Below are 25461 nucleotides of genomic sequence, written 5' to 3'. Positions count from 1 at the left end.
TGGGCCACCTGGGGTCAGAAGCCCTGCACCAGGATCGGCCGCTCTCCGGCTGGCACGCCGGGCACCGCAGCGGGGCCGGCGGGCTTTCCCGCCCGCACCTGGCCGATGTCGACCCGGACCAGCTCGCCGTCGCCGTCGAGGTAGGAGGCCTGGGCCTCGTCGCTCCAGACGATCGCCCCGGTCATCGGCGGCCCGGCCGCAACGGCTGTCGCACCCGGCCCGAGCCGCCGCAGGTCGACCAGCAGGGACCGACCGGCCGAGCCGCTGTCCTCGTTGACCAGCAGCCACCGCCCGTCCGGGGAAACCCCGCCGACGCCGTCCTGGCTCAGGTCCGGACCGCAGCCCGTGCGTACCGGGTCCAGGTGACGTGTCGGGGTGAGGATGGCAAGGCAGGTCCGGCCCGGATCGGCCGTGCTGACCTGCCCGACGAGCCGCCCGTCGGGCAGCCGCCCGTAGACGTTGAGGCTCAACCGGTCGAGGGCGTCGGGCAGCGGCCCCGCCCCGGGCCGCCAGAGTGTGTGACCGGCGCTGGCCGGGTCGAGTCGGACCAGCACGCTGTCACCGACGAACCGGACGGGCTCCGCCGCCGCCGGCACCGGGGTGCGCACCGACCCGATGAGTTGGGTGCCGACCACACCCGCCATCAGGAGATCGTCTCCGTCGCGCCAGGCGACCTGGCGGCTGTCCGGGGCCAGGACGATCGCGCCGGCACCGGCCAGCAGCACCTGCACCAGGCCGTCGTCCTGCACCACCGACAGAGAGCGCCCGGCGGTGCTCGGCGCGCCCACCACCAGCCAACCGCCTCCGCTGGGCAGCGGCTGGACGCGTTCGGCCGGCCCGACGTCGGGCAACACCAGCCGCCGCCCGTCGGCGCTGACCAGCGTCTCGCTGACGATGAGCGAGGTCGACGCCGTGGGCGAGGGGTCGGGGCCGGGAATGCTGGCCGTCGGGAACGGTCGACTGGTCGGATCGGGGTCGCCGATCACGACGATGGGTGAGCCGTCCCGCCTGGTCTCGGCACCGAGCTGGGCCATGCCGGCGCTGAGCAGCACGGTGGTGACCGCCGCGAGGGCGAGGCCGGCGGCGGTGCGTCGACGCCGGATCCGGTTCGCGCGACGGATGGCCTGGCCGGCCGGGTCGACGCTCAGCGGGCGGGCAAGGGCGACCTGGTGCGAGAGTGTCTCCCGCACCGCACCTTCCAACTCGTCAGGCCGCACCTGGTATGAACGCTGTGGGCCGTCCGTCAGGTTGTCGCGTCGGCCGGGGAACTGACTCACTGCTGTTCCCCGGAGCCCGTGCCGACGGGCACGGCCGCCGGGGCGGTGGGCAGGACCACCTGCGGATCGATCCCACGCGGCACTGCGGGGCGCGGAGCGGTAGGGCGGGGCACGGGTCGGCCAGCCGCCCGTCCGGGACGGGGTGAGGCAGCGGCACCGGTGGCCGGGATCCGCCCGGTCCGGGAACCCGAGCCCGCCGTCCGGCCGCCGGCACCGATAGCGCCCGCGGCACTGTCGGCAGCGCCAGTCCGGCCGGCGATGCCGACGGCGGCTGCCAGCTCCGGTGCGTCCGCGCCCAGTCGCCGACGCAGCGTGGCGAGCGCCCGGGACGACTGGCTCTTCACAGTGCCCGGTGAAATGTCCAGCATCGCGGCGGTCTGCGCCTCCGACATGTCCTCGTAGTAGCGCAGCACCAGCACTGCCCGCTGCCGGTTGGGCAACTCCCGGAGATGCCGCCAGAGCAGGTCACGGTCAAGTTGCTGCTCGATCTCGTCGACACCGGCCCGCTCGGGCAGCACCTCGGTCGGGCGTTCGCCGTGCCAGCGCCGCCGCCACCAACTGGTCGACGTGTTGACCATCACACGCCGGGCGTACGGCTCGACCGCCTCGATCCCGCCGAGCCGCTTCCACGCCAGGTAGGTCTTGGTCAGCGCCGTCTGGAGCAGGTCCTCGGCCGTGGCCCAGTCGCCGGTGAGCAGATAAGCGGTACGCAGGAGCGCGGCGGAGCGGGCCGCGACGAACTCGCGGAACTGCTCCTCCAACGAGTCCTTGCTCGCCACCGCCCACCTCCACACCCCTGCCGTCCTGGCAGAGTGCCACGTCAGGGGCGGTCTGGTCCATGACGAAAGGTGCGCACTTGCTCCGATGTTCGGTCGAAAACCTTCACGCCCCGTCGTCGGCCTTGGCCTCGTCGGCTTCCTTGCCGAGCCGCGCCTCGACGGCCTGCGGCTCGTACATCTCCTCGACGACGCGCAGGTAGAGCTCGTTCGGGTTGGGCAGGTTCTTGACCTCGCGAAGCGCCTGCTCCTGGCCGGCGGACTCCAGCACGAAGGTGCCGTAGTTGAGCGCTCGACCGGTCGGGGTCTGCTCGTACTTCATGTCGGTGACCCGGACCAGCGGCATCATCGCCACCTTGCGGGTGACGATCCCGTTGACCACCATGACCCGCTTGTTGGTCAGGATGAACCGGTCATACCACCAGTCGGCGACCTTCCACGCCACCCAGCCCATCACCGCGAACCACAGCAGCACGGCAATGGTGGTCAACGCGCCGACGTCCTGACCGGCGAGGAAGCCGGAGAGATAGCCGAGCACGAAGGTCGCCGCGACGCCGATCAACAGCGGGTTGCTGAGGTGGATCCAGTGTCGCTTCCACTCGCCCCGGTAGCGCTCGGTGGGGAAGAGGTAGCGAGCCACCAGCGAACTGGGCTCGTCTTCCAGCGGCAGCACCCGCCGAGGGGTCGAGCCGGTCGCGTCGGCACGCAACCCGGCCAGCTCGTCCTCGGAGATCTGCGGCGGCTGGTAGCTGGCCTCCGGATCACGGATCCACCCCCGACCGGAACGACCCTGGCCGGCGTAGCCGGGCCCGTCGCCATAGCCGACGTCGTCCGAAAGGGACGGACCGTCGGACAGGCTGGGACCGGCCCCGTAGCCCGGGCCGTCATCAGGCCCGATCCGCGGGATCGGCTCGGTGTCGCGCTCGCGACGTTCCCGGTCGGGGTCGTCCGGGTCGAAGGGTGGACCGGAGGGGCTGCCCATCGGCGGCTAGGCGACGAGGCTGGTGAAGAAGTCGCCAAACCCCTGGGCGATATCCATGATCCCGCCGCCGAGCGACTTGAACACGTCCGCCGCCGAGTTTGGTCGGTAGGCGACGAAGAAGATCAAGAATGCGATTCCGGCCCAGGTGAGGACCTTCTTGACCATGGCGGGCCATCCTCTCGCGCGGCGCCGGGTCCCATTACCGCAGCGGCACCCAGAGTATCAGTGTGGTGTCGTACAGTGAATATCTGCGTCCGTTCTCCGTCAATCCGGAAGAGTTGTCAAGCTCTACCGGGTAGATACGGGGACGGTGCGCCGTACACGAGCTCGGGCGGAGTCCACTCGGTCAGGTCGTGTAGCACGACGTCTTCCGCGAGCAGGTGACCCGCACTCGCCGGCCAGGCTATCGCATGGAGCCACATTCCCCGAGCTTCGCCGGCGTACGCGCTTCGATCCGTTGGAGAATTCACCAACCACAGTGGAGTGGGGTGCCCGCCGACCTTGATCTTCGCCTGTCCGACGTGGTCAGGGTGACCCGGCCCCGGGTCGGTCAACGCGTCCATCAACTCCGGTCCCGGATCCGGCCCGGTCAGACCGGCAAGCCGGGTGCCCAGGCCGACACCGGGTTCCTCGGCCACGAAGACCAGATCGGCCGGACCACCACCAAGGGGCGCGGGGCCCGCGCACGCCACCACTGTCGCCCGCACACCCGTGCGGTCGTCCCCGGCGTACGCCACGCCGGTGAGTGTCCAACCGGGCGGCAGCGGCCACGGGCACCACAGCGGTGTCACCGGTGGATCGCCGGTCGCGGTGATCCGTTCCACCACGCTGGCCACGATGTCCGCTCCGATGTGCTCGGGCACGTGCAACGGCGGCACCGGGCCGCAGCGCGCACATCTCGAGTCGGTGTTCATCAGATCCGGCGCCCGTACCGGGCCCCCGCATCTCGGACAACTCACCGCGACACTCACATCCCCACCGTCTCCCCGTACCGCCGGCACGTCAAGCCGGAACGTCCGATTCGGCACCGTACGTGGGTCAGTCCGGCGGCGTACCGGCGTGCGCGCGGATCCAGGCGTGCATGGCGATTCCGCTGGCCACGCCCGCGTTGATCGACCTCGTCGAGCCGTACTGGGCGATGGAGTAGAGCTGGTGGCAGGCGGCACGGGCCGGCGCGGAGAGGCCGGGGCCCTCCTGGCCGAACAGCAGCACGCAGTCCCGCGGCAGGGTGCCGGTCTCCAGCGGACGCGACCCGGGCAGGTTGTCGATGCCGAACACCGGCAGTTCCCGCTCGGCCGCCCAGGCGACGAACTCCTCGATCGTCTCGTGGTGCCGTACGTGCTGGTACCTGTCGGTCACCATCGCGCCGCGCCGGTTCCACCGTCGCCGTCCGACGATGTGCACCTCGGCGGCGTTGAACGCGTTGGCGTTACGCACCACGGTGCCGATGTTGAAGTCGTGCTGCCAGTTCTCGATCGCGACGTGGAAGCCGTGCCGGTGCCGGTCCAGGTCGGCGACTATCGCCTCGTGCCGCCAGTAGCGGTAGCGGTCGACGACGTTGCGCCGGTCCCCCTCCGCGAGCAGCTGCGGGTCGTAGCGGCTGTCGTCCGGCGGGTCCCCCGGCCAGGGGCCCACGCCCACCTCAAGCTGGTCGTCGGTCACGGTCATCAGAGGGTACGGACCACGTCGGCGTCGGCCACGCCGACCTGCCGGTCAGCCCAGGTCGAGGGCGGCACCGAGCCGGTCCAGGAAGCGCCGGTCCGCCGGGCTGGCCGCTGGGTCCACCCGGCGCGTGCCGGTGCCGGGCACCGCACGACAGACCCGGGCCGCGACAGACTGCACCCACTGGCGGTACGCGGCCGAGTCGGCGGGGTCGGCCCGCCGCCGGAGGACCCGGCTCGCCGCCCGGCAGGCGGCCAGCAGGTCCACCAGGTCGGTGAGCCGCTCGGCGGGTTGTGGGGTGCCGTCGTGGCGGGCGTAGATCGTGGCGACCACCGCGCGGACCAGGTCGCTGTCGGAGGCTCGGCCTGCGGCCACGGCATCCAGACCGGCCAGGCCGGCCATCACTCCACGCTCCGTCCGGCCAGGCCCCGGTGCCGCGGCGGCCACGAGGACCCGACCGGGCAGGCTGGTGAGCAGATCCCACTCGACGGCGGAGTAGACAGCGGTGGTCAAGGGTGCGGCTCGGCGGCCGGCAGAGGGCGGCTCTCCCGCGACGGAGTGGCTCATCGGAACCTCCGGCGTCAGCATATGCCCCGCGACGGGCACCGGACCCCTTCCCCAGCAGACCCGCGCTGGGGAAGGAACCCGGTGTTCGTCGACGGTCGAGCCCGCCGTGACTCGTCAGCGCGGCTCGGGGAAGCTGGGCCGCTCCGGATCCACGCCGTCGGGCACCGCGGCGGCCGCGTACTCCCGCTTGGGGACCATGACCTTGCGCCGGAAGACGCAGACCATCGTGCCGTCCTGGTTGTAGCCGCGGGTCTCCACCGACACCACACCCCGGTCGGGCTTCGAGCCGGACTCTCGCTTGTCCAGCACCGTGGTCTCGCCGTAGATCGTGTCGCCGTGGAAGGTCGGCGCGACGTGCCGCAGCGACTCGACCTCCAGGTTGGCGATCGCCTTGCCACTCACATCGGGCACCGACATGCCGAGCAGCAGCGAGTAGATGTAGTTGCCGACCACGACGTTGCGCTTGAACTGGCTGGCCGTCGCGGCGTAGTGCGCGTCCATGTGCAGCGGGTGGTGGTTCATGGTGAGCAGGCAGAAGAGGTGGTCGTCGTACTCGGTGACGGTCTTGCCCGGCCAGTGCCGGTAGACCGCGCCGACCTCGAACTCCTCGTAGTAGCGACCGAACTGCATGCTGGTCCCTTCGACGGGCGGCGATGGAGTTCGGCACAGCATGCCTTACCGATGGTTAAGGCAACCGGCGGGGCGCGACGGCGGCGGAAATGTCACACCGGTCACTCGCCTGGGGGGAGACGCAATGAGCGGCGGGGCCCTCCCCGGCACCCGCCGCCCACGCTCTGATGTGAGGAATTCTGCCCTACGGGTGCGTAGCTTCAACAGAGGTCGCGGTCACATTTATCTTTTTGTAACACTACTGTGAGTGATGAGGCGGAGGTTGATCAGCGATCTCCGCAGGCCGGATACCTCCTTGTCAAGGCCCAAGTTACCGATTCGTAGTGCTCAATCGCGTGGATCTCCCTGGAAACGCTCCCATCACCGCAGGTCACGCAAGTGCGTCATGCACTTGCGTTCCGCAGGTCGGGTGTGAACAGATGCTTGTCGATGACCGTCGGCACCCCCCGGCAGCCCCGGGCACGTTTCGTGACCCACCCCCCGGGAATTCGATACGGTCAGCCCTGGTTCTACGGGACGTAGATAAACCGCGGTGATCGGAGAGTGCAATGGCAACCGTTGAGCTGACCTCGACGAACTTCGACGAGGTGACCGGCAACGACGGCATCGTCCTGGTCGACTTCTGGGCCGACTGGTGTGGTCCGTGCAAGCGGTTCGCCCCGGTCTACGAGCGCTCCTCGGAGAAGCACCAGAACATCGTCTTCGGCAAGGTCGACACGGAGGCTCAGCAGGAGCTGGGCGCCAAGTTCGACATTCGCTCGATCCCGACGATCATGGCGATCCGCGACGGCGTCATCGTCTTCGCCCAGCCGGGCGCCCTCCCCGAGTCCGCGCTGGAGAACCTGATCGAGCAGGTCGAGGCGCTGGACATGGACGACGTCCGCAAGCAGCTGGCCGAGCACAACCACTGAGTCGTCCCCACGACGACACGCGAGGCCGGGCCCGGTGCGGGCCCGGCCTTCGTCGTACCCCGCAGACTCCACCCATGATCACCTGGCTGGTCGGGCCGAACTGGCCGTCGGAGGGACCCGAGGCCGTCGGTACATCCCGTATCGTCACGACCCGATGGAGAATCTGACCACCCGAGGGCGCGTGACCCGGCTGGGCGCGACCGCACTCGGCCTCGTCCTGCTCGTCGTCGGCACCTTCTGGGGCAGCGACGACGATTTCCCGTTCGGCCCGTTCCGGATGTACTCCACCTCCAACCCGCCGAACGCACCCGCCCCTGACACCCGCGTCGAGGGGGTGAACAGCTCCGGTGCGGTGATCGACCTCGACCAGAACGCGACAGGCATCCGCCGCGCCGAGATCGAGGGCCAGCAGGCCCGATACGCCGCCGACCCGACGCTGCTCACCGAGGTCGCCGACGCGTACGCCGAACGCCACCCGGACGCCCCCGCGCTGGTCGAGGTCCGCATCGTCATCCGCTGGCACGGCATCCGCGCCGGCCGACCGACCGGCGAGCACACCGACCAGACCGTCGTGAGCTGGCAGGCCGCCCGATGAACCGCTGGCTGACCGAGGCCGTACCCCGGGGCCGGGTGGCCGCCTTCCGCACCCTGATCTACCTGTTCGTCGCCGCCGACCTGGTGATCTTCACCCCCTGGGTACGCACCCGGGTCAGCGTGCCCGGCGACCTGTACCAACCACTCCTGATCGGCCGCCTGCTCCCACTGCCGACGCCAACCGAGACGCTGGTGACGGTGATCTTCTGGGCGTTGCTGCTGCTCGCCCTCCTCGCCGCCACCGGACGAGCGCCCCGCCTGCTCGGCTGGGCGGTGTGCGCGCTGTACCTGGAGTGGATGATCATCGCGATGAGCTACGGGAAGGTCGACCACGACCGGTTCGGGCTGCTCGTCGCACTGGCCGTGCTGCCCACCGCCGGCCGCGCCCGACACGGCGACACCACCCGCACCGAGGCCGGCGGCTGGGCCCTACGCGTCACCCAGATCGCGGTGATCTGCACGTACTTCCTGGCCGCCTTCGCCAAGCTGCGGTTCGGCGGCCTGGACTGGCTGACCGGCTCGGTCCTGGCCCGCGCGATCATCCGGCGCGGCACCGACCTGGCCGACCTCATCGCCCAGGTGCCGTACCTGCTGATCGTCGCCCAGTTCGGCATCGTGGCGTTCGAACTGCTGAGCCCGGTGGTCTTCTTCCTGCCACCCCGCTGGCGACTCGCCATGGTCGGCTTCTTCTACTCGTTCCACGCGGTCACCATCGCGACCATCACGATCTCGTTCGCGCCGCACCTGGCCGCGATGACCAGCTTCCTGCCGCTGGAACGGGTGCGTCCGCTGGTCTGGGCGCGCCGGCTCGCCGGCCGCGACTCTCCCGAGGCGGCCACGACAGATGCCTCGGCGCCGCGCCCGGCCGACGTCGACCCGGTGCCGACCGACCCGGGCCCGGTTACCGCCGGCGCGGGGCCGGCACGCGACGATCAGGCGCCGGTGGTCGGGCGACCGGCTGGCCCGTAAAGCCGCTCCCGGGCCTCCTGCGGCAGGGAGCAGGCCGCCGTGCCGCCGGGAAGCCGGTGCCGGTTGCGCGCCACCCAGCGGTACAACGGCCAGGCCGCGACGCGTACCGGAGGAATCCGCAGGCCGGCGCCGGCGACCCGCCAGAGCGGACCACTCGCGGCGAGCAGCTTCGCGATGGCGTCCGGACCGGCCGCGCGTGAGCCGTCCGCGCCGACCCACTGCACGGCCTCCTCGCACTCGGCCACGGTGAGGCCGAGCGCGTCCAGGTCGGCGAACTGCCAGGGCACCACGCGTGCGGCGGTGGGGATGCGGCGCTCGATGAACTCCGCACAGCTCGTGCAGAACGCGCAGTCCCCGTCGTAGACGAAGGTCGACGTCTCCATGGCTCCCATCCTCCCCTCTCCGACCACGCGGACGCCCACCGGTGTACGGCGGGTCACTTGCGCTTGCCTCGTACACGTGTTCGAATAGTGCCCATGCGCTGGGACAACCTCACCGCTCCCCCGGTCGAGGGAGACCCCGAGCGGGCAGCGCCAGCGACGCCACCCCTGCCGCTGGCGCTGCCCGGCGCCGTCGTCCGCACCTTCGACACCCCCGAGTTCGCCGGGATGACCTTCTACGAGGTGCAGGCCAAGTCCATCCTCAACCGGGTGCCCGGGCAGTCCCGCGTTCCGTTCGAGTGGACGATCAACCCGTACCGGGGCTGCTCTCATGCCTGCGTCTACTGTTACGCGAGAAATACTCACACCTATCTCGATCTTGATGCCGGTGCCGACTTCGACCAGAAGGTGATCGTCAAGGTCAACGCCGGCGAGCTGGTCCGGCGGGAGCTGGCCGCACCGCGCTGGCGGGGCGCGCACGTGGCGATGGGCACCAACGTGGACTGCTATCAGCGCGCCGAGGGTCGTTACCGGCTGATGCCGCAGATCATCGGTGCCCTACGAGACTTCGCCAACCCGTTCTCGATCCTCACCAAGGGCACGCTGATCCTGCGTGACCTGCCGCTGCTACGCCAGGCCACCGAGGTGACCACGGTGGGCATCTCCTTCTCCGTGGGGTTCGTCGACGAGCATCTCTGGCGCACCGTCGAGCCGGGCACACCGCACCCACACCGGCGGCTCGACGCCGTCCGGGCGCTCGCCGACGCCGGCTTCTCCGTCGGCGTGCTGATGGCCCCGATCCTGCCCGGCCTCAGCGACAGCGACGAGTCGATCGAGGCCACCGTCTCGGCGATCGCCGCCGCCGGCGCGACCAGCGTGACCGCCCTGCCCCTGCACCTGCGTCCCGGCGCCCGGGAGTGGTACGCGCACTGGCTCGCGCGGGAGCACCCACACCTCGTGCCCCGCTACCGCGAGCTCTACCGGGCCGGCGCGTACGCGCCGCAGGCGTACCAGCGGGAGTTGACCGCACGGGTGCGGATCGCCGTCCGCCGACACGGGCTGCACCGCGGAGAGCGGCGCGACAACCGCAGCCTGCCCGAGCCGCCGCAACCGGCGGCGGCCGAGCAGCTGACGCTGCTCTAGTCGGAGCTACAGTCGGCGGGTGCGTACCGCTCAGCAGATCCTCGCCGACTCCGCCGTGATCGCCGTCGTGGGCGCGTCCCGCGACCCGTTCAAGGCCGCGCACGGCGTGCCGTTGCAGATGCAGCAGTACGGCTGGCGCATCATCCCGGTCAACCCGACTGTCGACGAACTGTTCGGGGAACGGGCCTACAAGACCCTCGCCGACATTCCGCACCCCGTCGACCTGGTGGACGTGTTCCGACCGGCTGCCGACGCCGTGCAGGTGGTGCGGGACGCGGCGGCGATCGGCGCTCCAGCGGTCTGGCTGCAACTGGGCATCGTCTCGGCCGAGGCGCGGAGGATCGCCGAGGAGGCCGGCATGGACTACGTCGAAGACCGCTGTCTCATCGTCGAACGCGCCGCCGCCAACCTGACCCGCCTGCCCTGACCCGAACCCCCCACCCCACCCCATCTCCGCGATCTTGCACTTGCTGTCCCGACATAGGGTGACACAAGGGGCAATCGGGCAACCGAAAGCGCAAGATCGCGGGGGTCTGGGTTGGGTGAGGGCGGGGCGGGGTTAGAGCTTGTATTCCTTGAGGAGGCCTCGGGAGATGATGGTCTTCTGGATCTCTGAGGTGCCCTCGCCGATGAGCAGGAACGGGGCCTCCCGCATCAGCCGCTCGATCTCGTACTCCTTGGAGTAGCCGTAGCCGCCGTGGATGCGGAACGCCTCCTGGACGACCTCGGCGCAGTATTCGGAGGCGAGCAGCTTGGCCATCCCGGCCTCCACGTCGTTGCGCTGGCCGGCGTCCTTGAGCCGGGCGGCGTTGACCATGAGGGCGTGCGCGGCCTCGATCTTCGTGCCCATCTCGGCGAGCTTGAAGGCGATCGCCTGGTGCTTGGCGAGAGGCTGGCCGAAGGTCTTGCGCTGCTGGGCGTAGCTCACCGCCAGCTCGAAGGCGCGGATGGAGATGCCGCAGGCGCGGGCGGCCACGTTGACCCGGCCCACCTCGATGCCGTCCATCATCTGGTAGAAGCCGCGACCCACCTGGTCGGCGCCGCCGAGGATCGCGGAGTCGGGCACCGTGACGCCGTCGAGCACCATCTCGGTGGTCTCGACGCCCTTGTAACCCATCTTTTCGATCTTGCCGGGGATGGTGAGGCCGGGGGCGGTCTCGCCGAAGCCCGGCTCCTTCTCCAGCAGGAACGTGCTCATGTTGCCGTAGACGGACTCGGCGCCGGTGTCGGTCTTGACCAGGGTGGCCACCACCGAGGAGTAGGCCCCGTTGGTGAGCCACATCTTCTGCCCGTTGAGCACGTACTGGTTGCCGTCGCGGACGGCCCGGGACTTGATCGCCGAGACGTCGGAGCCGGTCTCGGGCTCGGACATGGAGAACGCTCCCCGCACCTCGCCGGTGGCCATCTTCGGCAGCAGCCGGGCCTTCTGCTCGGCGGAGCCGTGCTGGGAGATCAGGTACGCCACGATGAAGTGGGTGTTGACGATGCCGGAGATCGACATCCAGCCGCGGGACAACTGCTCCACCACCAGCGCGTAGGTGAGCAGTGATTCGCCGAGGCCGCCGTGCTCCTCGTCGATGGTGAGGCCGAACAGCCCCATCTCGCGCATGCCGTCGAGGATGTCGGTGGGGTACTCGTCGGCGTGCTCCAGCCGCTGCGCGTGCGGGATGATCTCCTTGTCGGCGAAGTCCCGAACGGTCTCCAGGATCGACTGTTGCACATCGGTCAGGCCGGGCGTCTGGGCGAGTCGGGCCATCTCAGCCTCCGGGGATCCGCGCACTACTCATGGGTAACTGAACGCTGGGTCAGTATCGGCCCCTCGGGTCGAGGAGGCCAAGGTGACCAGTCCACACAACCGCTGTGAAAAGGTTCACCGCTGCGGGTAGCGTCCGGCAAGAGGGACTTTTCCGGCACCGGCAGGAGGAGGACAGCTGTGAGCTACCCACCGCCGTCGGGACCGCCCGAGGACGAGCCGCCGCCGTCACCCTACGAGCCACCGAAGGACCAGTCGCCGTACGCGCCACCGCCGGCCGGCCAGTCACCGTACGCGCCGCAAACGGACCAGCCGGCGTACGAGCTGCCAGCGGAACGCTCACCGTACGGACCGCCGGAGGGCGAACCGTCGCCGTACGGCCACCAGGGGCCACAGCAGTCGGCGCACTGGAGTCAGCAACCGCCGTACCCCCCGCAGGGCCCCTACGGCCAGTACGGCCCACCGCCGGCCGGGCCGGGTCGGGGCACGAACGTGCTGGCGATCCTGTCGCTGGTGTTCGCCTTCGTCTTTCCGCCGGCCGGCGCCGTCCTCGGTCACGTGGCCAAGCGGCAGATCCGTACCAGCGGCGAGGAGGGCGACCAGCTCGCGACCTGGGGGCTGATCCTGGGCTACGTCTTCACCGGGCTCACAGTGCTGGCCTGCTGTGGCTGGCTGGCGCTGGTGGCCTTCAGCAACTCCGGCGACAGTGGCAGCTACTGACTGACGAACGGCCGGTGTGGCCCGTCGCGGTCAGCGGAAGCGGGCCTCGCGGACGCTGTTGCCGCCGTCCACCACGAGCATCTGCCCGGTGATGTACGAGGCGGCCGGCGAGCAGAGGAAGCTGATCGCCGCGGCGACCTCGTCCGGCGTGCCCGGCCGCCCCACCGGGGTGCCCAACCCCTGCTTGATCTCGGCCATGGTGGACGCCGCGGTGTAGATGGTGCCGGGCGCCACCGCGTTGACGGTCACCCCGTCGGCGATCATCTCCATGGCCAGGGCCCGGGTCAGCCCGACGACCCCGGCCTTGGCCGCGGCGTACGCGGCCTCGGTGGGCAGGGCGTTGACCGGGCCGGCCGTGGCCGCCAGGTTGACGATCCGACCCCAACCCCGCTCGGCCATCCCCCCGATGAACGCCCGGCTGCACAGGAACGCTGTGGAGAGGTTGCGGTCGATCTCGCCGCGCCACTCGTCGTAGGTCAGCTGCGCTACCGGCCGCAGCACCCCCTGGCTGGCGCGACTGGCCAGGCCGGCGTTGTTGACCAGCACCTCGACGTCGCCCAACTGCTCGGCGACGGCATCGGCCAACGCGCCGACCTCGGACTCGTCGGTCAGGTCGGCGACGAAACCGGTCACTCCCAGCTCGGTCGCCCGCTCGTGGATGCGTCGGGTGGTGGAGACGATGGCCACCCGCGCGCCCAGGTCGACGAGTCGGCGGGCGGTGGCGTACCCGATGCCGTCCGGGCTGCCCGCCCCCGTGACCAGGGCGACCCGCCCGTCGAGGCGCATGGTGACCGGGTCGGTGAGCGCGACCGGCTCGTCGGGGCCGGGGTTGTTCGCCGGGGGGGCCGTCCGGGCGCGCCGGGCCGCACCCGGGCGGCTGACGTCCCGTCGGGGTCGACTGCCGGAGCGGTCCGCGGCGCGCGCGTCGTATGCCATGGCAGGGATCCTGCCCGTTACGACCGGCCCGAGCAACGCGGCACCCGGAAGCGGGGGCGTCGGGTTTGGGCAGCGCTGGCTACCCTGTCTGCGCACCCCAACCTGACGGAGAGTTCGTATGACCAATCCCCCGCCGCCCGGCAACTGGAGCGACCCCACGTGGTCGGCCCAGCCGTCGAGCCCCGCACCGGATCCGACCCTGGTGGCCGGTCAGCCGGTGCCCACGCAAGCTGGCCCGGTCGACCCGTACGCCCCCAGCCCGTACGCGACCAGCCCGTACGCCCCGGACCCGTACGCCCCGGTCGACCCGTACGCCGGCGCGAAGCAGCCGGCGACCCAGCCGATCCCCGGATACGCGCCCGGTTACCCGCCGCAGTACCCCGGCTACGGCTACCCGCAGCCGCCGAAGACCAACGGGATGGCCATCGCGGCGTTCGTGCTGGCCCTGATCGGTTTCACGTCCTGCATCACCGCGCCGATCGGCGCGATCCTCGGGCACGTCGCGCAGAAGCAGATCCGGCTCAGCGGCGAGGGCGGTGCGGGGATGGCGAAGGCAGCCATCATCGTCGGTTGGATCCTCACCGGGTTCCTGGTGTTGGTGATCCTCTTCTACGTTGCCGCGATCGTCTACGCGATCGTGACGAACAACGACAGCAGCAGCTACTGACCAGCGGTCGGGCCGGCGTACCGGCGACTGTCGGGCCGGTTCGACAGCCGGCGGCGGTCGTCCCGGCCCGGCCGGTCACTGCTCCGGTGGGGTGAACGACGAGGTACGGCTCATCCCGGCGGCCCGGCCCTTCGCGGCGACCACCAGCGCCATCTTGCGGGACGCTTCGTCGATCATCTCGTCGCCGAGCATCACGGCGCCGAGCCGGCCGCCGGCCTCCGAGGTGTAGTGCTCGTACGCGTCGAGGATCAACTCGGCGTGGTCGTAGTCGGCCTGCGCCGGCTGGTAGACCTCGTTGGCGGCGTCGATCTGGCCCGGGTGCAGCACCCACTTGCCGTCGAAGCCCAGCGCGGCCGAGCGCTTGGCCACCTCGCGGAACGCGTCGACGTCGCGGATCTGCAGGAACGGGCCGTCGATGGCCTGTTTGTCGTGCATCCGCGCGGCCATCAGGATCCGCATGAGGATGTAGTGGTACGGGTCGCCCGGGTAGTCCGGGATCAGGCCGCCGACCACCATCGACTTCATGTTGATCGACGCCATGAAGTCGGCCGGGCCGAAGATGATGGTCTCCACGCGCGGCGAGGCGGCGGCGATCGCGTCCACGTTGACCAGACCGGCGGCGTTCTCGATCTGCGCCTCGATGCCGATGCGGCCGACCTCCAGGCCGATCGTCTTCTCGATCTGGGTGAGCGTCAGGTCCAGCCACTGCACCTGGGCGGCGGTCTGCACCTTCGGCAGCATGATGCAGTCCAGGTTGGCGCCGGCGCCCTCGACGACCTCGATGACGTCCCGGTAGGTCCACGGGGTGGTCAGGTCGTTGACCCGGACCACCCGGGTCTTGCCGGCCCAGTCGCCCTCGTTGAGGACGGCCACGATGTTCTTGCGCGCGTCCGGCTTGGCCAGTGGGGCGACGGCGTCCTCCAGGTCGAGGAAGACCTGGTCGGCCGGGAGGCCCTGGGCCTTGCCGAGCATCTTCACGCTGGAACCCGGCACGGCGAGGCAGGACCTGCGGGGGCGACCGACTGCGGCCATGGATGCGCTCCTTCCAGCGTCCGGCGGGCATGCCGACGCCACCTGACGACAGATCCGGGACCTTAACGATCCCAAAGGGCGTTGTGACGCCACGGTAACCTCGCGCCATGACCGGGGTGAATGGACCTGTGGAAGATCTCACTGGGCGCCGACTGGTGGTGGTGACCGGGGCCAGCTCCGGCATCGGGCTCGCCGCTGCCGTGCACCTGGCCTGCCGGGGCGACCAGGTGGTGCTGGTCGGGCGGGACCCGGCCCGCCTGCAGGCCGCGGCCGAACGGGTACGGGAGACCTCCGGCGAACGTCCGGAGCTGTTCCGGGCCGACTTCGCGATCCTCGACGACGTACGCCGACTGGCCGAGCAGCTCCGGGCGGCGTACGACCGGATCGACGTGCTCGCCAACAACGCCGGCGCGATCGCGCTGCAACCACTGAAAACCGTCGACGGTTTCGAGATGTCGATCCAGGCCAACCACCTGGCCCCGTTTCTGCTGACCAACCTGCTGGCCGACCGGGTGGGCCGGGTCGTGGTGACCGCCTCCGGCGCGCACCGCTTCGGCGCCCTGGACCCGGACGACCTGAACAAGCCACTGAACAGTTACTGGCCGCTGGGCGCGTACGGCACCAGCAAACAGGCGAACATCCTGTTCACCGCCGAGGCGGCCCGGCGCTGGCCGGACACGACCGCGTACAGCTTCCACCCCGGGGTGGTCCGTACCCGGTTTGCCAACGACAGCAGGATCGTCGCGGTCGGCATGCGCCTCATGCCGTTCCGCAGCCCGGAGAAGGGCGCCGAGACCCTGGTGTGGTTGGCCGGACAGGAGCGTTCCCGGCTGATCAACGGGGGGTACTACGTCGACCGACGCCCGCGTCGACCGCTCCGGAAGGCAGCCGATCCGCAGCTCGCCGCCCGGCTGTGGGCGGCGAGCGTCAAGGCGGTCGGTCTCGATGACTGACCGGGCCGATGAGCTGACACTCGTCGCGATCGTCGAGTTCGCCGTCGGGGCGGAGGCCGCCGGGCAGCGCTACGAGGACGCCGTGCTGGCCCTGCTGGAACGGCACGGCGGCCGGTTGGAACGGCGACTGCACGGCACCGACGGGCAGACCGAGGTGCACGTGATCCGGTTCGCCGGACGGGCCGGCTACGAGTCGTTCCTCGCCGACCCGGACCGGGCGGCCCTGCGTGCCGCCCTCGGCGAGGCCGCCCCGACGACCCGGGTCATCGAGGTGCACGGAGGTTAGCCGCCGCGGAGGAGTCGGTCTGACCGTCGAGCGCGCCGGCGTCGCAGCCACGACAGCACGGGCAGCGCGACCAGCACCGCCAGGATGAACCCCACAGCGAGCGCCCAGAACGGCGGTGGCCCGTAGTGGGGGCGGCCGGATTCGCGTACCGCCCCGTCGATCGCGAGGTCGGCGGCGACCGACAGGTCGGTGATGCCCTCCGGCGTCCGGAAGAGCACCTCCGGCGCGGTCGCCCCCCGACGTAGCACCACGAGTTCCACCGCCTCCGTGCCGACCTCGTGATAGGGCCCCCAGGCGACGTCGTGCTCCTCCGGGCTGTCCACCGCCGCCGGGCCCGGTACGCCGACCAACGCGACCGCCTCGTCCGCCGAGCGCCAGCCGAGCAGTTGCACGAACGAGCGGGAGCGCAGCGGCGGGAACGCCGCGCCGGCCAGCGGGGTGCCGTCGACTGTGGACCGGGGGACCAGCGTCCAGGTGCGTCGGTAGGACGGAACCGGGCAGTCGGTACAGGTGGACCTGCCGAGGACAGCAACCGAACGGCCGTCCGGCAGCCAGGACCCGGCCCCGGCGAGCCGCCCGCCCGCCAACGGCAGCTTCCGGTACGGCTCGGCCACCCGATCCGCGCCCGCGTCGTCCACCCGGGCCAACCAGACCTCGTCGCGGAGCTGAAGGGCGAGGTCGCCGCCGTCCGGCGACAGCGCGGCAGTGCGCCCTGGCGGAACCCAGGTGGTGCCGACCCGCACCCGCAGCACGTCGGTTCCGCGATCCCGGTCGTAGACCCCCACGTACGGGGTGGAGTAGGTGTTCGGGGACGTGAACGTGGTGTCGTCGTCGGCGTACACCAGGCGTTTGCCGTTGGGCGCGAAGGCGAGTGGATAGCCGTCCGGGCGGTCCGTGGTGGTCCTTCCGGACGTGAGATCGAGCAGCGACGCGCCCATCCAGACATACCGGCCGTCCGGGGAGAGCATCGCCTCAAAACCCGCGACGGCCGGATCGCCGTTCAGCACGCGGTATCGGTCGTCGTCGGCGGCCACCACAGCCATCCGGGTCTCGAGCCAGTTGGTGCGCACGGCGGGACCGCCGAAGAGCATCGCGGCGGCACCCGGCGCCGACGCCCCCACCGAGGCGGTCCGCAGCGGCGGGTCGACGAGCCGGGTGGGCAGGCCCGGGGCGTCGTGCCGAGGGCTGGCGGGCAGCGGCAGTGCGACTGGATGCAGCGCGTACCCAGTGCCCAGGAGCAGGACCAGGACGGCGAGCGCGCCGGCGACGACGGCCCGGCGACGACGGTGCCGGGTCCGCGCCGCGTCGAAGAACCCCTCCGGTACGCGCGCGGGCGGCACGTCGTCCGCGAGGCGACGCAGCGCTTCGGAGAGCCGAGTGGTCACCGGGCCACCTCCTGCGGGTCACGGCCGACGAGTTCGGCCAACTCGGGGGCGAGGACACGGAGTCGATTGAGGGCGTGGCGGGTCTGACTCTTCACGGTGCCGACCCGGCAGCCGAGCAGTTGCGCCGTCTCCGTCTCGGTGCGGTCCTCGTAGTAGCGCAGCACGAGGACCGCGCGCTGCCGCGCGGTCAACCGGGCCAGCGCCGCCGACAGCACCAGCCGCAGATCGGTGTCGTCACCCGGCCCGGGTCGTTCCGGCAACGCCCCGTCCAGCCGCTCCGGTGGGCGGGCCCGCCGCCAGCGCCACCAACTGGCCGCCTGCGTGCAGAGCACCCGGCGCAGGTAGGCGCGCGGGTCGACGATCCGCTCCCACCGCACCGCGACCCGAGCGAGTGCCACCTGGACCAGGTCCTCGGCATGATGCCGGTCACCGGTCAGCAGGTACGCGAGCCGGGTCAGCCCGGCGGTCTCGGCCCGGACGAAGTCGGCGAAGCCGTCCCGGGTACGGTCCTCAGTCGTCAACGGATCGCCCTCCTCACCCGGACAGACGCCGGGCGGGCCCTCCGCGGAGGGAACCAGCGTTGATGTTGTGTTCCTCGCCGACGGGGAACCGGGCAGGCTGCTCGCCGCTCTCGGCGACTCCGCGCCGACCACCAGGGGGCGTCGAGGTGCGGGAGGTGCCTTCCACCTTCACTTCATCATCCTCGACCCGCGATAACAAGACTTGATCTTGGCCCGGTCGGCGGTCAGGGTAAGTCCATGGATTTCGATGCGACAGCCACCGCGCGACGGGCCCTGTGGATCGGTGGCGGACAGTGGGCCGGTAAGTCCACTGTCGCCGTCAACCTGGCGCTGCGGCACGGGCTGACCGCGTACCTCTACGACCGGCACGACGCTCGCGGCCACGACGACCGACGCGTGGCCGACCGCGTCCGACGTGGTGACCCGCCGGCTGACCCCGACCCGGACGCCGCCTGGGTGCACACCGATCCGGCGCGGATGGCGGCCGAGACACTGGCCGGCTTCCCCCGTCGCTTCGAATGGGTGCTCGACGACCTCAGCGCACTGGTCTGCGGACGGCGGGTGGTGGCCGAGGGTTGGGGACTGCGAGCGGAACTGGTCGCGCCGCTGGTGGAGTCGGTACGGCAGATGGTGGTGCTGGTGCCCACCCCCGGGTTCCGCGCCCACCAGATCACCCGACTGCCCCGGGCCAGCGCTGCGGTAGCCGGGTCGAGCGACCCGGTTCTTGCGAACCGTCACCGGTGGGAACGCGACGAGTTGGTGGCGGCGGATGCGATCGTGCAGGCCGAGCGACTGAAGGTCCGCGTGATCCGGGTCGACGGCAGCCTGGACGGCGAGGGACTGACCGACCTGGTCGCGGACCACTTCGCCGCGTACCTGTGAATCTCCGTCAGGACAGTGGCGTCGGGTCGGCGGGCAGGGCTGTGGGTTCGGCCGCACGGCGGCCGGCGCGGGCGCCGCCCAGCACCACCACCGCCACGCCGGCCAGCAGCATCGCCATGCCGAGCAGCGCGTACGGGCGGGGCACCTGCCCCAGCCAGGCCCAGCCGAGCACTGCCGCGCCGGGTGCCTCCAGCAGGATCAGCACGCTCACAGTTGTCGCCGGGATCTTCTGCAGGGCGTAGTTGAACATCGAGTGCCCGAGCAGTTGGGCGCCGGCCACCAGGGCCAGGATGGCCAGCCAGGTACGCCCGTCGAAGCCGGTCAGCCGCACGCCGCCGACCAGGCACAGGGCCAGCAGGATCAGCGAGCAGATCCCGTAGCAGATGGTGGTGTAGGTGGTGGTGCTGATGCTGACCCGGGCCCGTTCCCCGAAGGCGGTGTAGACGGCGGCGAACAGGGCGCCGATCAGCGCCAGCACGTCACCGAGGACGGCCCGGCCGGAGACCCCGACGTCCACCCCGGTGGCGACCGCCGCGCCGCCGACCGCCACCGCGATGCCGGTCCACACCACCCGGGGCAGCGGACGCCCCTGGGCGCGGGCGATCAGCCCCTGCCAGACCGGCTGGGTGGCGACCAGGGCGGTGGACGTGGCGACCGAGGTGAGCTGGGCGCTCGGCACCCAGGTCGCGAAGTGCCCGGCGAGGGCGACCCCGGACAGAACGCAGAACAGGCCCTCCCGCCGGCCCGCGCCCACTGTCAGCCTGCGGAACTCGGCGCGGCGTCGGACCAGCGCGAAGGGGCTCAGGACGGCCACCGCGAGCAGGTTGCGCCAGAACGCGATGGCCAGCGCCGGAGCGGCGGCGTACGCGATCAGCGGCGCGGACGACGACACGGCGACCACTGCCAGCCCGACCGCGCCGGTGGTCAGCGGATCCAGGGACGGTCGGGGTGAAGGTGGGGGCACGGGACGTAATCCTCACACGTATGACGGTCAGCACGGAGGGTCATCACTCCGTTACGATCACGCGGTTCCGCGCCGGCGACCCTCGACCGCCCGGAGGCGCTCTCCCATGCCCAGCTACCAGGCGGTGCTGTTCGACTTCTTCGGCACCCTGACCCGTTCGGTACAACGCGGTGTCGCGCACGTCGGCACCGCCGAGCTGCTCGGATGTCCCACCGAGGTCCTGACCGAGGTGCTGAACCGCACCTACTACGAGCGGGCCAGCGGCCGGCTCGGCGACGCGGAGGCGACACTGCGCTGGGTGTGCGCCCAGGCCGGCGTACACCCCAGCGACCATGCGGTACGGGCAGCGGTGGCGTCCCGGCACCGGGCGGTCCGCGCCGACACCTGGCTGCGGTCCGACGCGGTGCCGGTGCTGGCCGCTCTGCGTCAGCGCGGCCTGCGCACCGGCGTGATCAGCGACTGTACGCACGAACTGCCGGCCTTCCTGCCGCAGCTCGCGGTCGCCCCCCTGCTCGACGTACGGGTCTTCTCGGTGCAGGTCGGGCGGTGCAAGCCGGATCCGACGCTCTACCTGACGGCCTGCCAGCGGCTCGGGCTCGCGCCAAGCGACTGCCTCTACGTCGGTGACGGCGGCAGCCAGGAGTTGACCGGCGCCGAGCGGGCCGGGATGACCGCCGTCCGGCTCGCCGCACCGGATCTGGCCACGCACATGGTCTTCAACGCCGACCGGGACTGGTGCGGCCCCGCCCTCGGCACCCTGGGCGAGGTGCTCGCCCTCGTCGACGCCGACGCCGCGGTGGCGGGCGTCGGCGGTCGGACGGGCTGATCGACCAATCAGCGGCGGCGGACCCGGTGCAGGCGGAACGGCTTGCGGGTGGCCCGGACCGCCGGACTCGCCCGGGGCGGCTCGGCCTGCGCGTCGGCCGGCAACTCCGCTCCGGCCAGCGGCGTACCGGCCGGGGCGAGGCGGTTCACCGCGCATCCGTCGGCGGCCCACCGGGCCACCAGGTCAGCGGTCGGGCCGGGCGCGTTGAGGCGCTTCGCCGCCACCAGCGGCGCGGTGACGTCCCACGCCTCGGTGCCCGGCTGCAACCGGCTCACTCGGGCCGGCCAGGTGACGATCCGGCCGCCGTGGTCGCCGCGCAGGGTGACCTGGGCCTCCGTCGCGTCGGCCAGACCCGGTGCGGCCTGCTCGCCCGGCCCACTGACCACCAGCAGCGCGCCCTCCAGCGGGGCGCACCAGAGCGCAAGCGCCGGCCCACCCGCAACGCTGACCCAGGCCACGGCGGCCTTCTTCATCGCCTCGTCGACCAGTGGGGTGCCCCCGGGGGCGGTCTCGTCCGTCACACCCGCATCCTCCCGCATCGGCGCCTCCGCTCAGCCCACGAACGGCGGCACGGCGATCTCGCCGCGGGCCACCGGCACCACCTGGCCGGCGACGGTCGCGCCGACCGCCGCCCCGTTCGCCGCGGTGACCGTGCAGGCCAACGCGGACGGACGGTTCATCTCCACGCCCTGACTGACGGCGTACTCGGACCGACCCTCACCGGGCAGCAGACCGCTCGCGACCAGCCAGACACCGAGGCCGAGGGCCGCCGAACCGGTCGCCGGGTCCTCCGGAACGCCGATTCCCGGCACGAAGACCCGGGCGTGCGCGGTTTGCGCGGCCGCGTCCCAGGAGAAGACGCTGACGTGCGAAACCCCGTACCGCTGCGCCGCCGCGGCATTCACCTGCGCGCGGGCCACCGACTCCGGCCGTACCGGCAGAAACGGGAACTCCAGCCCGCAGCCGGCGACCCGTGGGGCGGGCCCGATGTGGTCCTCGGCGACCAGGCCGGCGATCTCCAGCAACGGCTCCGGGTCCAGCTCCGGCCCGAGCGTCGGGGCGCCACCGGTGAGCGTCGCCCCGGACGCGGTCACCTCGATCGGCAGCACACCGGCCCGGCACTCCTGGGTGACCTGTCCCACACCGAACATGCCCCGCCGGCAGGCGGTGACCGCCGCGCCGACACTGGGGTGCCCGGCGAACGGCAACTCCTCCACCGGGGTGAAGATCCTGGCCCGGTAGGTGACGCCGACCTGGGTCGGCGGCAGCACGAACACCGTCTCGGACAGGTTGAACTCCAACGCGAGCGCCTGCATCTGCTCGGTGGCCAGCGCCTCCGCACCGAACACCACAGCCAGCGGGTTACCGGCGAAGGGGCGATCGGTGAAGACGTCCACGATCTCGTAGGCCAAGGTCGACATGTTGATAAACACTAGGCGCTTAGGCTGGTGCCCGTGAGTACGCCGACCCGGGTCTACATCGCCCGTCTCGCCGGAGTCGCCGTCTTCGACCCGAACGGCGATCAGGTGGGCCGGGTTCGTGACGCCGTGGCACGGCTGCGGGCGACGAAGCGTCCGCCGGAGGTGGTGGGCCTCGTCGCCGAGATGCCGATGCGTCGTCGGATCTTCCTGTCCATCAACCGGATCACCTCCATCGACGCGGACGCCGTCGTGCTCGGCTCCGGCACCCTCAACCTGCGCCGGTTCGAGAAACGTCCGAACGAGCTGCTGGTGCTCCAGGAACTGCTCGACCGGCGGGTGCAACTCGACCCCGGCGGCCAGCCCGGCGCCGTCGTGGACGTCGCGATGGAGTGCACCCGGGGTGGTGAGTGGTCGCTGACCCGTGTCGCCGTCCGCGAGCAGACCGGCCGGCTCAGCCGCCGCGGCCACCTGCACCAGGTCGAGTGGGACCGGGTGCGCGGGCTCAGCGGCATCGCCGACAACCGGGGTACGGCGAACCTGCTCGCCGTTCTGGAGGACATGCGCCCCGCCGACCTGGCGAACGCGTTGCAGGATCTGCCCGACGCGCGACGCAACGAGGTCGCCGCCGCGCTGGACGACGAACGACTGGCCGACGTGCTCAGCGAGCTGCCGGAGCACGACCAGGTGGAGATCCTCGCCGCCCTCGACCGGGAGCGGGCCGCCGACGTCCTGGAGGAGATGGACCCGGACGACGCCGCGGACCTGCTCAACGAACTGCCCCCACCCGAGCAGGACGTGCTGCTGGACCTGATGGAGCCGGACGAGGCCGACCCGGTACGCCAACTGCTCAAGTACACCCCCGGCACGGCGGGCAGTGTGATGACCTCCGAGCCGGTCATCCTGCCGCCGGACGCCACAGTCGCCGAGGCGCTGGCCCGGATCCGGGAGCCACAGCTCTCCCCCGCCGTGGCCGCGCAGGTCTTCGTGACCCGGGCACCGCAGAACACGCCGACCGGCCGGTACCTGGGCATGGTGCACTTCCAGGCGCTGCTGCGCGAACCCCCGGCCGACCTGCTGGGCAAGGTGGTGGTCAACGACATCGACCCGCTGCGCCCCACCACGCCGCTGCCGGAGATCACCCGCCGGATGGCCACCTACGACCTGGTCGCCATGCCGGTGATCGACCGCAACAACCGGCTGGTCGGTGCCGTGACTGTGGACGACGTGCTGGACCACTCGCTGCCCCGGGACTGGCGGGACCGCGACGCCCTCGTCGCCCCGGGCACCACCGACCCCGCGCTGGACGGCACGGATGGCTGACCAGCGTCGGACGGAGCGCCTCGACCAGCCACGCGAGCCCCGGGGCATCAAGCTGCCCCGGTTCGACGCGGAGGCGTTCGGCAGGTGGTCCGAGGGCATCGCCCGCGGCATGGGCACCGCGAACTTCATCGTCGTCATGACTGTGGTGATCGCGATCTGGTTCGTCTGGAACACCCTTGCCCCGGCGAACCTGCGCTTCGACCCGTACACCTTCACGTTCCTGACCCTGGTGCTGTCGTTGCAGGCCAGCTACGCGGCCCCGCTGATCCTGCTGGCCCAGAACCGGCAGGCCGACCGGGACCGGGTGGCCCTGGAGGAGGACCGGCGGCGAGCCACCGCGCAGAAGGCGGACACCGAGTACCTGGCCCGGGAGATCGCGGCCCTGCGGATCGCGCTCGGCGAGGTCGCCACCCGCGACTTCCTCCGCTCCGAGCTGACCCGGCTGGCCGAGGAACTGGACGAGGTGGGGCAACGCCGGCAGCGGCTGGAGCGCCGCCAGCAGGAGAAGGACAACCGGCAGGAGCGACGTGGCCAGCGGCCGACCGACGGCGTCGGCCTGGAAGAACCCCGCGACGACCTGGACGGCGACTTCACCCGCAACGCCCGGCCGGACGGCACCGGCCCGCGCCGGTCCGAGGGCTGACCGACGGGTCATCGATTGGCTCACACCGCCCTGGGCAGCGGCGGCAACGGATGCCCCGCGACGTAGCATTGCGGGCATGTCAGCACCCGTGAGCACCGTCGAGGACGCGATCCAGGCCGCCCTGGCCACCGTCAACGACCCGGAGATCCGCCGGCCCATCACCGAGCTGGGCATGGTCCGCTCCGCCACGATCGGTGCCAGCGGTGTGGTCCGCGTCGAGCTGCTGCTCACCGTCGCCGGCTGCCCGCTGAAGGACAAGCTGCGTACGGACATCACCGCCGCCGTCGCCTCGGTGCCCGGAGTCACCGGTGTTGAGATCGACTTCGGGGTGATGACCCCCGAGCAGCGGCAGTCGTTGCAGTCGCAGCTGCGCGGCGGCGGCGCCACCGAGGAGCCCGTCATCCCGTTCGCCCAGCCCGGCTCGCGCACCCGCGTGTACGCGGTGGCCAGCGGCAAGGGTGGCGTCGGCAAGTCCAGCGTCACCGTCAACCTGGCGGCGGCGCTCGCCGCCCGTGGGCTCGCCGTCGGGGTCGTCGACGCCGACATCTACGGCCACTCGGTGCCTCGGATGCTCGGCACCGAGGCGCGGCCCACCCGGGTCGAAGACATGATCATGCCGCCGCAGTCGCACGGCGTGAAGGTGATCTCGATCGGCATGTTCACGTCCGGCAACGCCGCAGTCGTGTGGCGCGGCCCGATGCTGCACCGGGCGTTGCAGCAGTTCCTGGCCGACGTCTACTGGGGCGACCTGGACGTGCTCCTGCTCGACCTGCCGCCGGGCACCGGTGACGTGGCCATCTCGCTGGCCCAGTTGCTGCCCAACTCGGAGATCCTGATCGTCACCACCCCGCAGACCGCCGCCGCCGAGGTCGCGGAGCGGGCCGGGGCGATCGCCCTGCAGACCCACCAGCGGGTGGTCGGCGTCATCGAGAACATGTCCTGGCTGGATCTGCCGGACGGCTCCCGGATGGAGATCTTCGGCGCCGGCGGTGGTGAGGCGGTGGCCCAGTCCCTGAGCCGGACCATCGGCGCGCAGGTGCCGCTGCTCGGTCAGATCCCACTGGACACCCGGGTCCGCGAGGCCGGCGACGCCGGCAACCCGATCGTGCTGGCCGAGCCGGAGTCCCCGGCCGCTCAGGCGCTCGGCACGGTCGCCGACCGGCTCGCCCTGCGCCGCGAATCACTGCTCGGCAAGCCGCTCGGTCTCAAGCCCGCCGGTCGCTGACCACCCGGAACACCGTCAGCCCGTCGGCCACTGTCG

At 71.4% G+C, this 25461-nt stretch carries 31 protein-coding genes; 14 read left to right on the top strand and 17 right to left on the bottom strand.

Features of this window, described 5'->3' with window-relative positions:
- Positions 1-14: 14 nt before the first annotated feature.
- The 8 genes from ABZU43_RS04450 to ABZU43_RS04415 form a co-directional block, all read right to left on the bottom strand.
- Positions 15-1277, bottom strand: coding sequence for a hypothetical protein (locus tag ABZU43_RS04450; protein ID WP_355005119.1), 1263 nt, complete (start codon positions 1275-1277; stop codon positions 15-17).
- Positions 1274-2056: a SigE family RNA polymerase sigma factor gene (locus ABZU43_RS04445; RefSeq protein WP_355005118.1), complete on the bottom strand. Its 783-nt coding sequence runs from the start codon at positions 2054-2056 to the stop codon at positions 1274-1276. Before ABZU43_RS04445 ends, ABZU43_RS04450 begins: the two co-directional genes overlap by 4 nt.
- Positions 2057-2159: 103 nt before the next feature.
- Positions 2160-3035 carry a PH domain-containing protein gene (locus ABZU43_RS04440; protein WP_355005117.1) on the bottom strand — a complete coding sequence of 292 codons (876 nt, stop codon included), beginning with the start codon at positions 3033-3035 and terminating at the stop codon, positions 2160-2162.
- 6 nt (positions 3036-3041) lie between these two features.
- Entirely contained in the window at positions 3042-3200 is a 159-nt protein-coding gene (locus ABZU43_RS04435) for a hypothetical protein (protein WP_007455302.1), read from the bottom strand.
- A gap of 116 nt (positions 3201-3316) precedes the next feature.
- Positions 3317-3994, bottom strand: a complete 678-nt coding sequence (locus ABZU43_RS04430) for a DUF6758 family protein (RefSeq protein ID WP_355005116.1) — start codon at positions 3992-3994, stop codon at positions 3317-3319.
- Positions 3995-4073: 79 nt separating this feature from the next.
- Positions 4074-4697, bottom strand: a complete 624-nt coding sequence (locus ABZU43_RS04425) for an RNA methyltransferase (RefSeq protein ID WP_355005115.1) — start codon at positions 4695-4697, stop codon at positions 4074-4076.
- A gap of 51 nt (positions 4698-4748) precedes the next feature.
- Entirely contained in the window at positions 4749-5285 is a 537-nt protein-coding gene (locus tag ABZU43_RS04420) for a hypothetical protein (protein WP_355005114.1), read from the bottom strand.
- Between the two features lie 93 nt (positions 5286-5378).
- The gene (locus ABZU43_RS04415) at positions 5379-5894 is read right to left on the bottom strand and encodes a MaoC family dehydratase (protein ID WP_030486570.1); all 516 of its coding nucleotides are present in this window, start codon (positions 5892-5894) and stop codon (positions 5379-5381) included.
- 548 nt (positions 5895-6442) lie between these two features.
- On the opposite strand from ABZU43_RS04415, the gene trxA reads away from it, so the two are divergent.
- The 3 genes from trxA (at position 6443) to ABZU43_RS04400 (ending at position 8368) form a co-directional block, all read left to right on the top strand.
- A complete protein-coding gene (trxA, locus tag ABZU43_RS04410) occupies positions 6443-6805 on the top strand; it encodes a thioredoxin (protein ID WP_007455291.1) in 363 nt (120 codons plus the stop codon).
- A 154-nt stretch (positions 6806-6959) separates the two neighbouring features.
- On the top strand, positions 6960-7400 hold the full coding sequence (locus tag ABZU43_RS04405) for a hypothetical protein (protein ID WP_355005113.1): 441 nt from the start codon (positions 6960-6962) through the stop codon (positions 7398-7400).
- Positions 7397-8368 (top strand): HTTM domain-containing protein, encoded by a 972-nt coding sequence (locus tag ABZU43_RS04400; RefSeq protein WP_355005112.1) that lies wholly within the window; start codon positions 7397-7399, stop codon positions 8366-8368. Before ABZU43_RS04405 ends, ABZU43_RS04400 begins: the two co-directional genes overlap by 4 nt.
- Here ABZU43_RS04400 and ABZU43_RS04395 read toward each other — a convergent pair.
- Positions 8332-8751, bottom strand: a complete 420-nt coding sequence (locus ABZU43_RS04395; RefSeq protein WP_109819716.1) for a DUF393 domain-containing protein — start codon at positions 8749-8751, stop codon at positions 8332-8334. The two genes, ABZU43_RS04400 and ABZU43_RS04395, sit on opposite strands and share 37 nt — an antisense overlap.
- Positions 8752-8844: 93 nt before the next feature.
- Here ABZU43_RS04395 and ABZU43_RS04390 point away from each other — a divergent pair, with 93 nt between their 5' ends.
- A complete protein-coding gene (locus ABZU43_RS04390) occupies positions 8845-9891 on the top strand; it encodes an Rv2578c family radical SAM protein (protein ID WP_355005111.1) in 1047 nt (348 codons plus the stop codon).
- A gap of 19 nt (positions 9892-9910) precedes the next feature.
- Positions 9911-10318, top strand: a complete 408-nt coding sequence (locus ABZU43_RS04385) for a CoA-binding protein (RefSeq protein ID WP_196928457.1) — start codon at positions 9911-9913, stop codon at positions 10316-10318.
- 132 nt (positions 10319-10450) lie between these two features.
- On the opposite strand, the gene ABZU43_RS04380 is transcribed toward ABZU43_RS04385, so the two are convergent.
- Complete coding sequence (locus ABZU43_RS04380) at positions 10451-11647, bottom strand: acyl-CoA dehydrogenase family protein (RefSeq protein ID WP_355005198.1); 1197 nt, start codon at positions 11645-11647, stop codon at positions 10451-10453.
- Between the two features lie 177 nt (positions 11648-11824).
- Here ABZU43_RS04380 and ABZU43_RS04375 point away from each other — a divergent pair, with 177 nt between their 5' ends.
- Positions 11825-12364, top strand: coding sequence for a DUF4190 domain-containing protein (locus tag ABZU43_RS04375; protein ID WP_355005110.1), 540 nt, complete (start codon positions 11825-11827; stop codon positions 12362-12364).
- A gap of 30 nt (positions 12365-12394) precedes the next feature.
- On the opposite strand, the gene ABZU43_RS04370 is transcribed toward ABZU43_RS04375, so the two are convergent.
- Positions 12395-13300, bottom strand: coding sequence for an SDR family NAD(P)-dependent oxidoreductase (locus ABZU43_RS04370; RefSeq protein WP_355005109.1), 906 nt, complete (start codon positions 13298-13300; stop codon positions 12395-12397).
- A 118-nt stretch (positions 13301-13418) separates the two neighbouring features.
- Here ABZU43_RS04370 and ABZU43_RS04365 point away from each other — a divergent pair, with 118 nt between their 5' ends.
- Positions 13419-13967: a DUF4190 domain-containing protein gene (locus ABZU43_RS04365; RefSeq protein WP_355005108.1), complete on the top strand. Its 549-nt coding sequence runs from the start codon at positions 13419-13421 to the stop codon at positions 13965-13967.
- A gap of 75 nt (positions 13968-14042) precedes the next feature.
- On the opposite strand, the gene ABZU43_RS04360 is transcribed toward ABZU43_RS04365, so the two are convergent.
- Complete coding sequence (locus ABZU43_RS04360; protein ID WP_355005107.1) at positions 14043-14999, bottom strand: CoA ester lyase; 957 nt, start codon at positions 14997-14999, stop codon at positions 14043-14045.
- 128 nt (positions 15000-15127) lie between these two features.
- Between ABZU43_RS04360 and ABZU43_RS04355 the strand changes: the two genes are divergently transcribed.
- A complete protein-coding gene (locus ABZU43_RS04355) occupies positions 15128-15952 on the top strand; it encodes an SDR family NAD(P)-dependent oxidoreductase (RefSeq protein ID WP_355005197.1) in 825 nt (274 codons plus the stop codon).
- Complete coding sequence (locus ABZU43_RS04350) at positions 15945-16238, top strand: hypothetical protein (protein WP_355005106.1); 294 nt, start codon at positions 15945-15947, stop codon at positions 16236-16238. Before ABZU43_RS04355 ends, ABZU43_RS04350 begins: the two co-directional genes overlap by 8 nt.
- Here ABZU43_RS04350 and ABZU43_RS04345 read toward each other — a convergent pair.
- Positions 16235-17623, bottom strand: a complete 1389-nt coding sequence (locus ABZU43_RS04345; protein ID WP_355005105.1) for a hypothetical protein — start codon at positions 17621-17623, stop codon at positions 16235-16237. The genes ABZU43_RS04350 and ABZU43_RS04345 overlap by 4 nt on opposite strands.
- Positions 17620-18144: a SigE family RNA polymerase sigma factor gene (locus tag ABZU43_RS04340; RefSeq protein WP_355005104.1), complete on the bottom strand. Its 525-nt coding sequence runs from the start codon at positions 18142-18144 to the stop codon at positions 17620-17622. The genes ABZU43_RS04345 and ABZU43_RS04340 overlap by 4 nt, the downstream gene beginning before the upstream one ends.
- Positions 18145-18381: 237 nt before the next feature.
- On the opposite strand from ABZU43_RS04340, the gene ABZU43_RS04335 reads away from it, so the two are divergent.
- Positions 18382-19026, top strand: a complete 645-nt coding sequence (locus ABZU43_RS04335; protein WP_355005103.1) for a hypothetical protein — start codon at positions 18382-18384, stop codon at positions 19024-19026.
- Between the two features lie 7 nt (positions 19027-19033).
- On the opposite strand, the gene ABZU43_RS04330 is transcribed toward ABZU43_RS04335, so the two are convergent.
- Positions 19034-19990, bottom strand: coding sequence for a DMT family transporter (locus ABZU43_RS04330; protein ID WP_355005102.1), 957 nt, complete (start codon positions 19988-19990; stop codon positions 19034-19036).
- A 106-nt stretch (positions 19991-20096) separates the two neighbouring features.
- Between ABZU43_RS04330 and ABZU43_RS04325 the strand changes: the two genes are divergently transcribed.
- Positions 20097-20816: an HAD family hydrolase gene (locus ABZU43_RS04325; RefSeq protein ID WP_355005101.1), complete on the top strand. Its 720-nt coding sequence runs from the start codon at positions 20097-20099 to the stop codon at positions 20814-20816.
- Between the two features lie 8 nt (positions 20817-20824).
- Here the strand turns inward: ABZU43_RS04325 and ABZU43_RS04320 are convergent, their stop codons facing one another.
- Positions 20825-21355: a hypothetical protein gene (locus ABZU43_RS04320; protein WP_355005100.1), complete on the bottom strand. Its 531-nt coding sequence runs from the start codon at positions 21353-21355 to the stop codon at positions 20825-20827.
- A gap of 12 nt (positions 21356-21367) precedes the next feature.
- Positions 21368-22237: a PhzF family phenazine biosynthesis protein gene (locus tag ABZU43_RS04315; protein ID WP_355005099.1), complete on the bottom strand. Its 870-nt coding sequence runs from the start codon at positions 22235-22237 to the stop codon at positions 21368-21370.
- A gap of 33 nt (positions 22238-22270) precedes the next feature.
- Between ABZU43_RS04315 and ABZU43_RS04310 the strand changes: the two genes are divergently transcribed.
- The 3 genes from ABZU43_RS04310 to ABZU43_RS04300 all read left to right on the top strand — a co-directional run bounded on the left by ABZU43_RS04310 (position 22271) and on the right by ABZU43_RS04300 (position 25425).
- A complete protein-coding gene (locus ABZU43_RS04310) occupies positions 22271-23557 on the top strand; it encodes a CBS domain-containing protein (protein ID WP_355005098.1) in 1287 nt (428 codons plus the stop codon).
- On the top strand, positions 23550-24200 hold the full coding sequence (locus ABZU43_RS04305) for a DUF1003 domain-containing protein (RefSeq protein WP_355005097.1): 651 nt from the start codon (positions 23550-23552) through the stop codon (positions 24198-24200). The genes ABZU43_RS04310 and ABZU43_RS04305 overlap by 8 nt, the downstream gene beginning before the upstream one ends.
- Before the next feature lie 76 nt (positions 24201-24276).
- Entirely contained in the window at positions 24277-25425 is a 1149-nt protein-coding gene (locus ABZU43_RS04300) for an Mrp/NBP35 family ATP-binding protein (protein WP_355005096.1), read from the top strand.
- Positions 25426-25461 lie beyond the last annotated feature (36 nt).

This window comes from Micromonospora sp. NPDC005205 (genome assembly GCF_040608275.1).
Classification (GTDB): domain Bacteria; phylum Actinomycetota; class Actinomycetes; order Mycobacteriales; family Micromonosporaceae; genus Micromonospora.
This window is presented reverse-complemented; position numbering and strand designations above follow the sequence as displayed.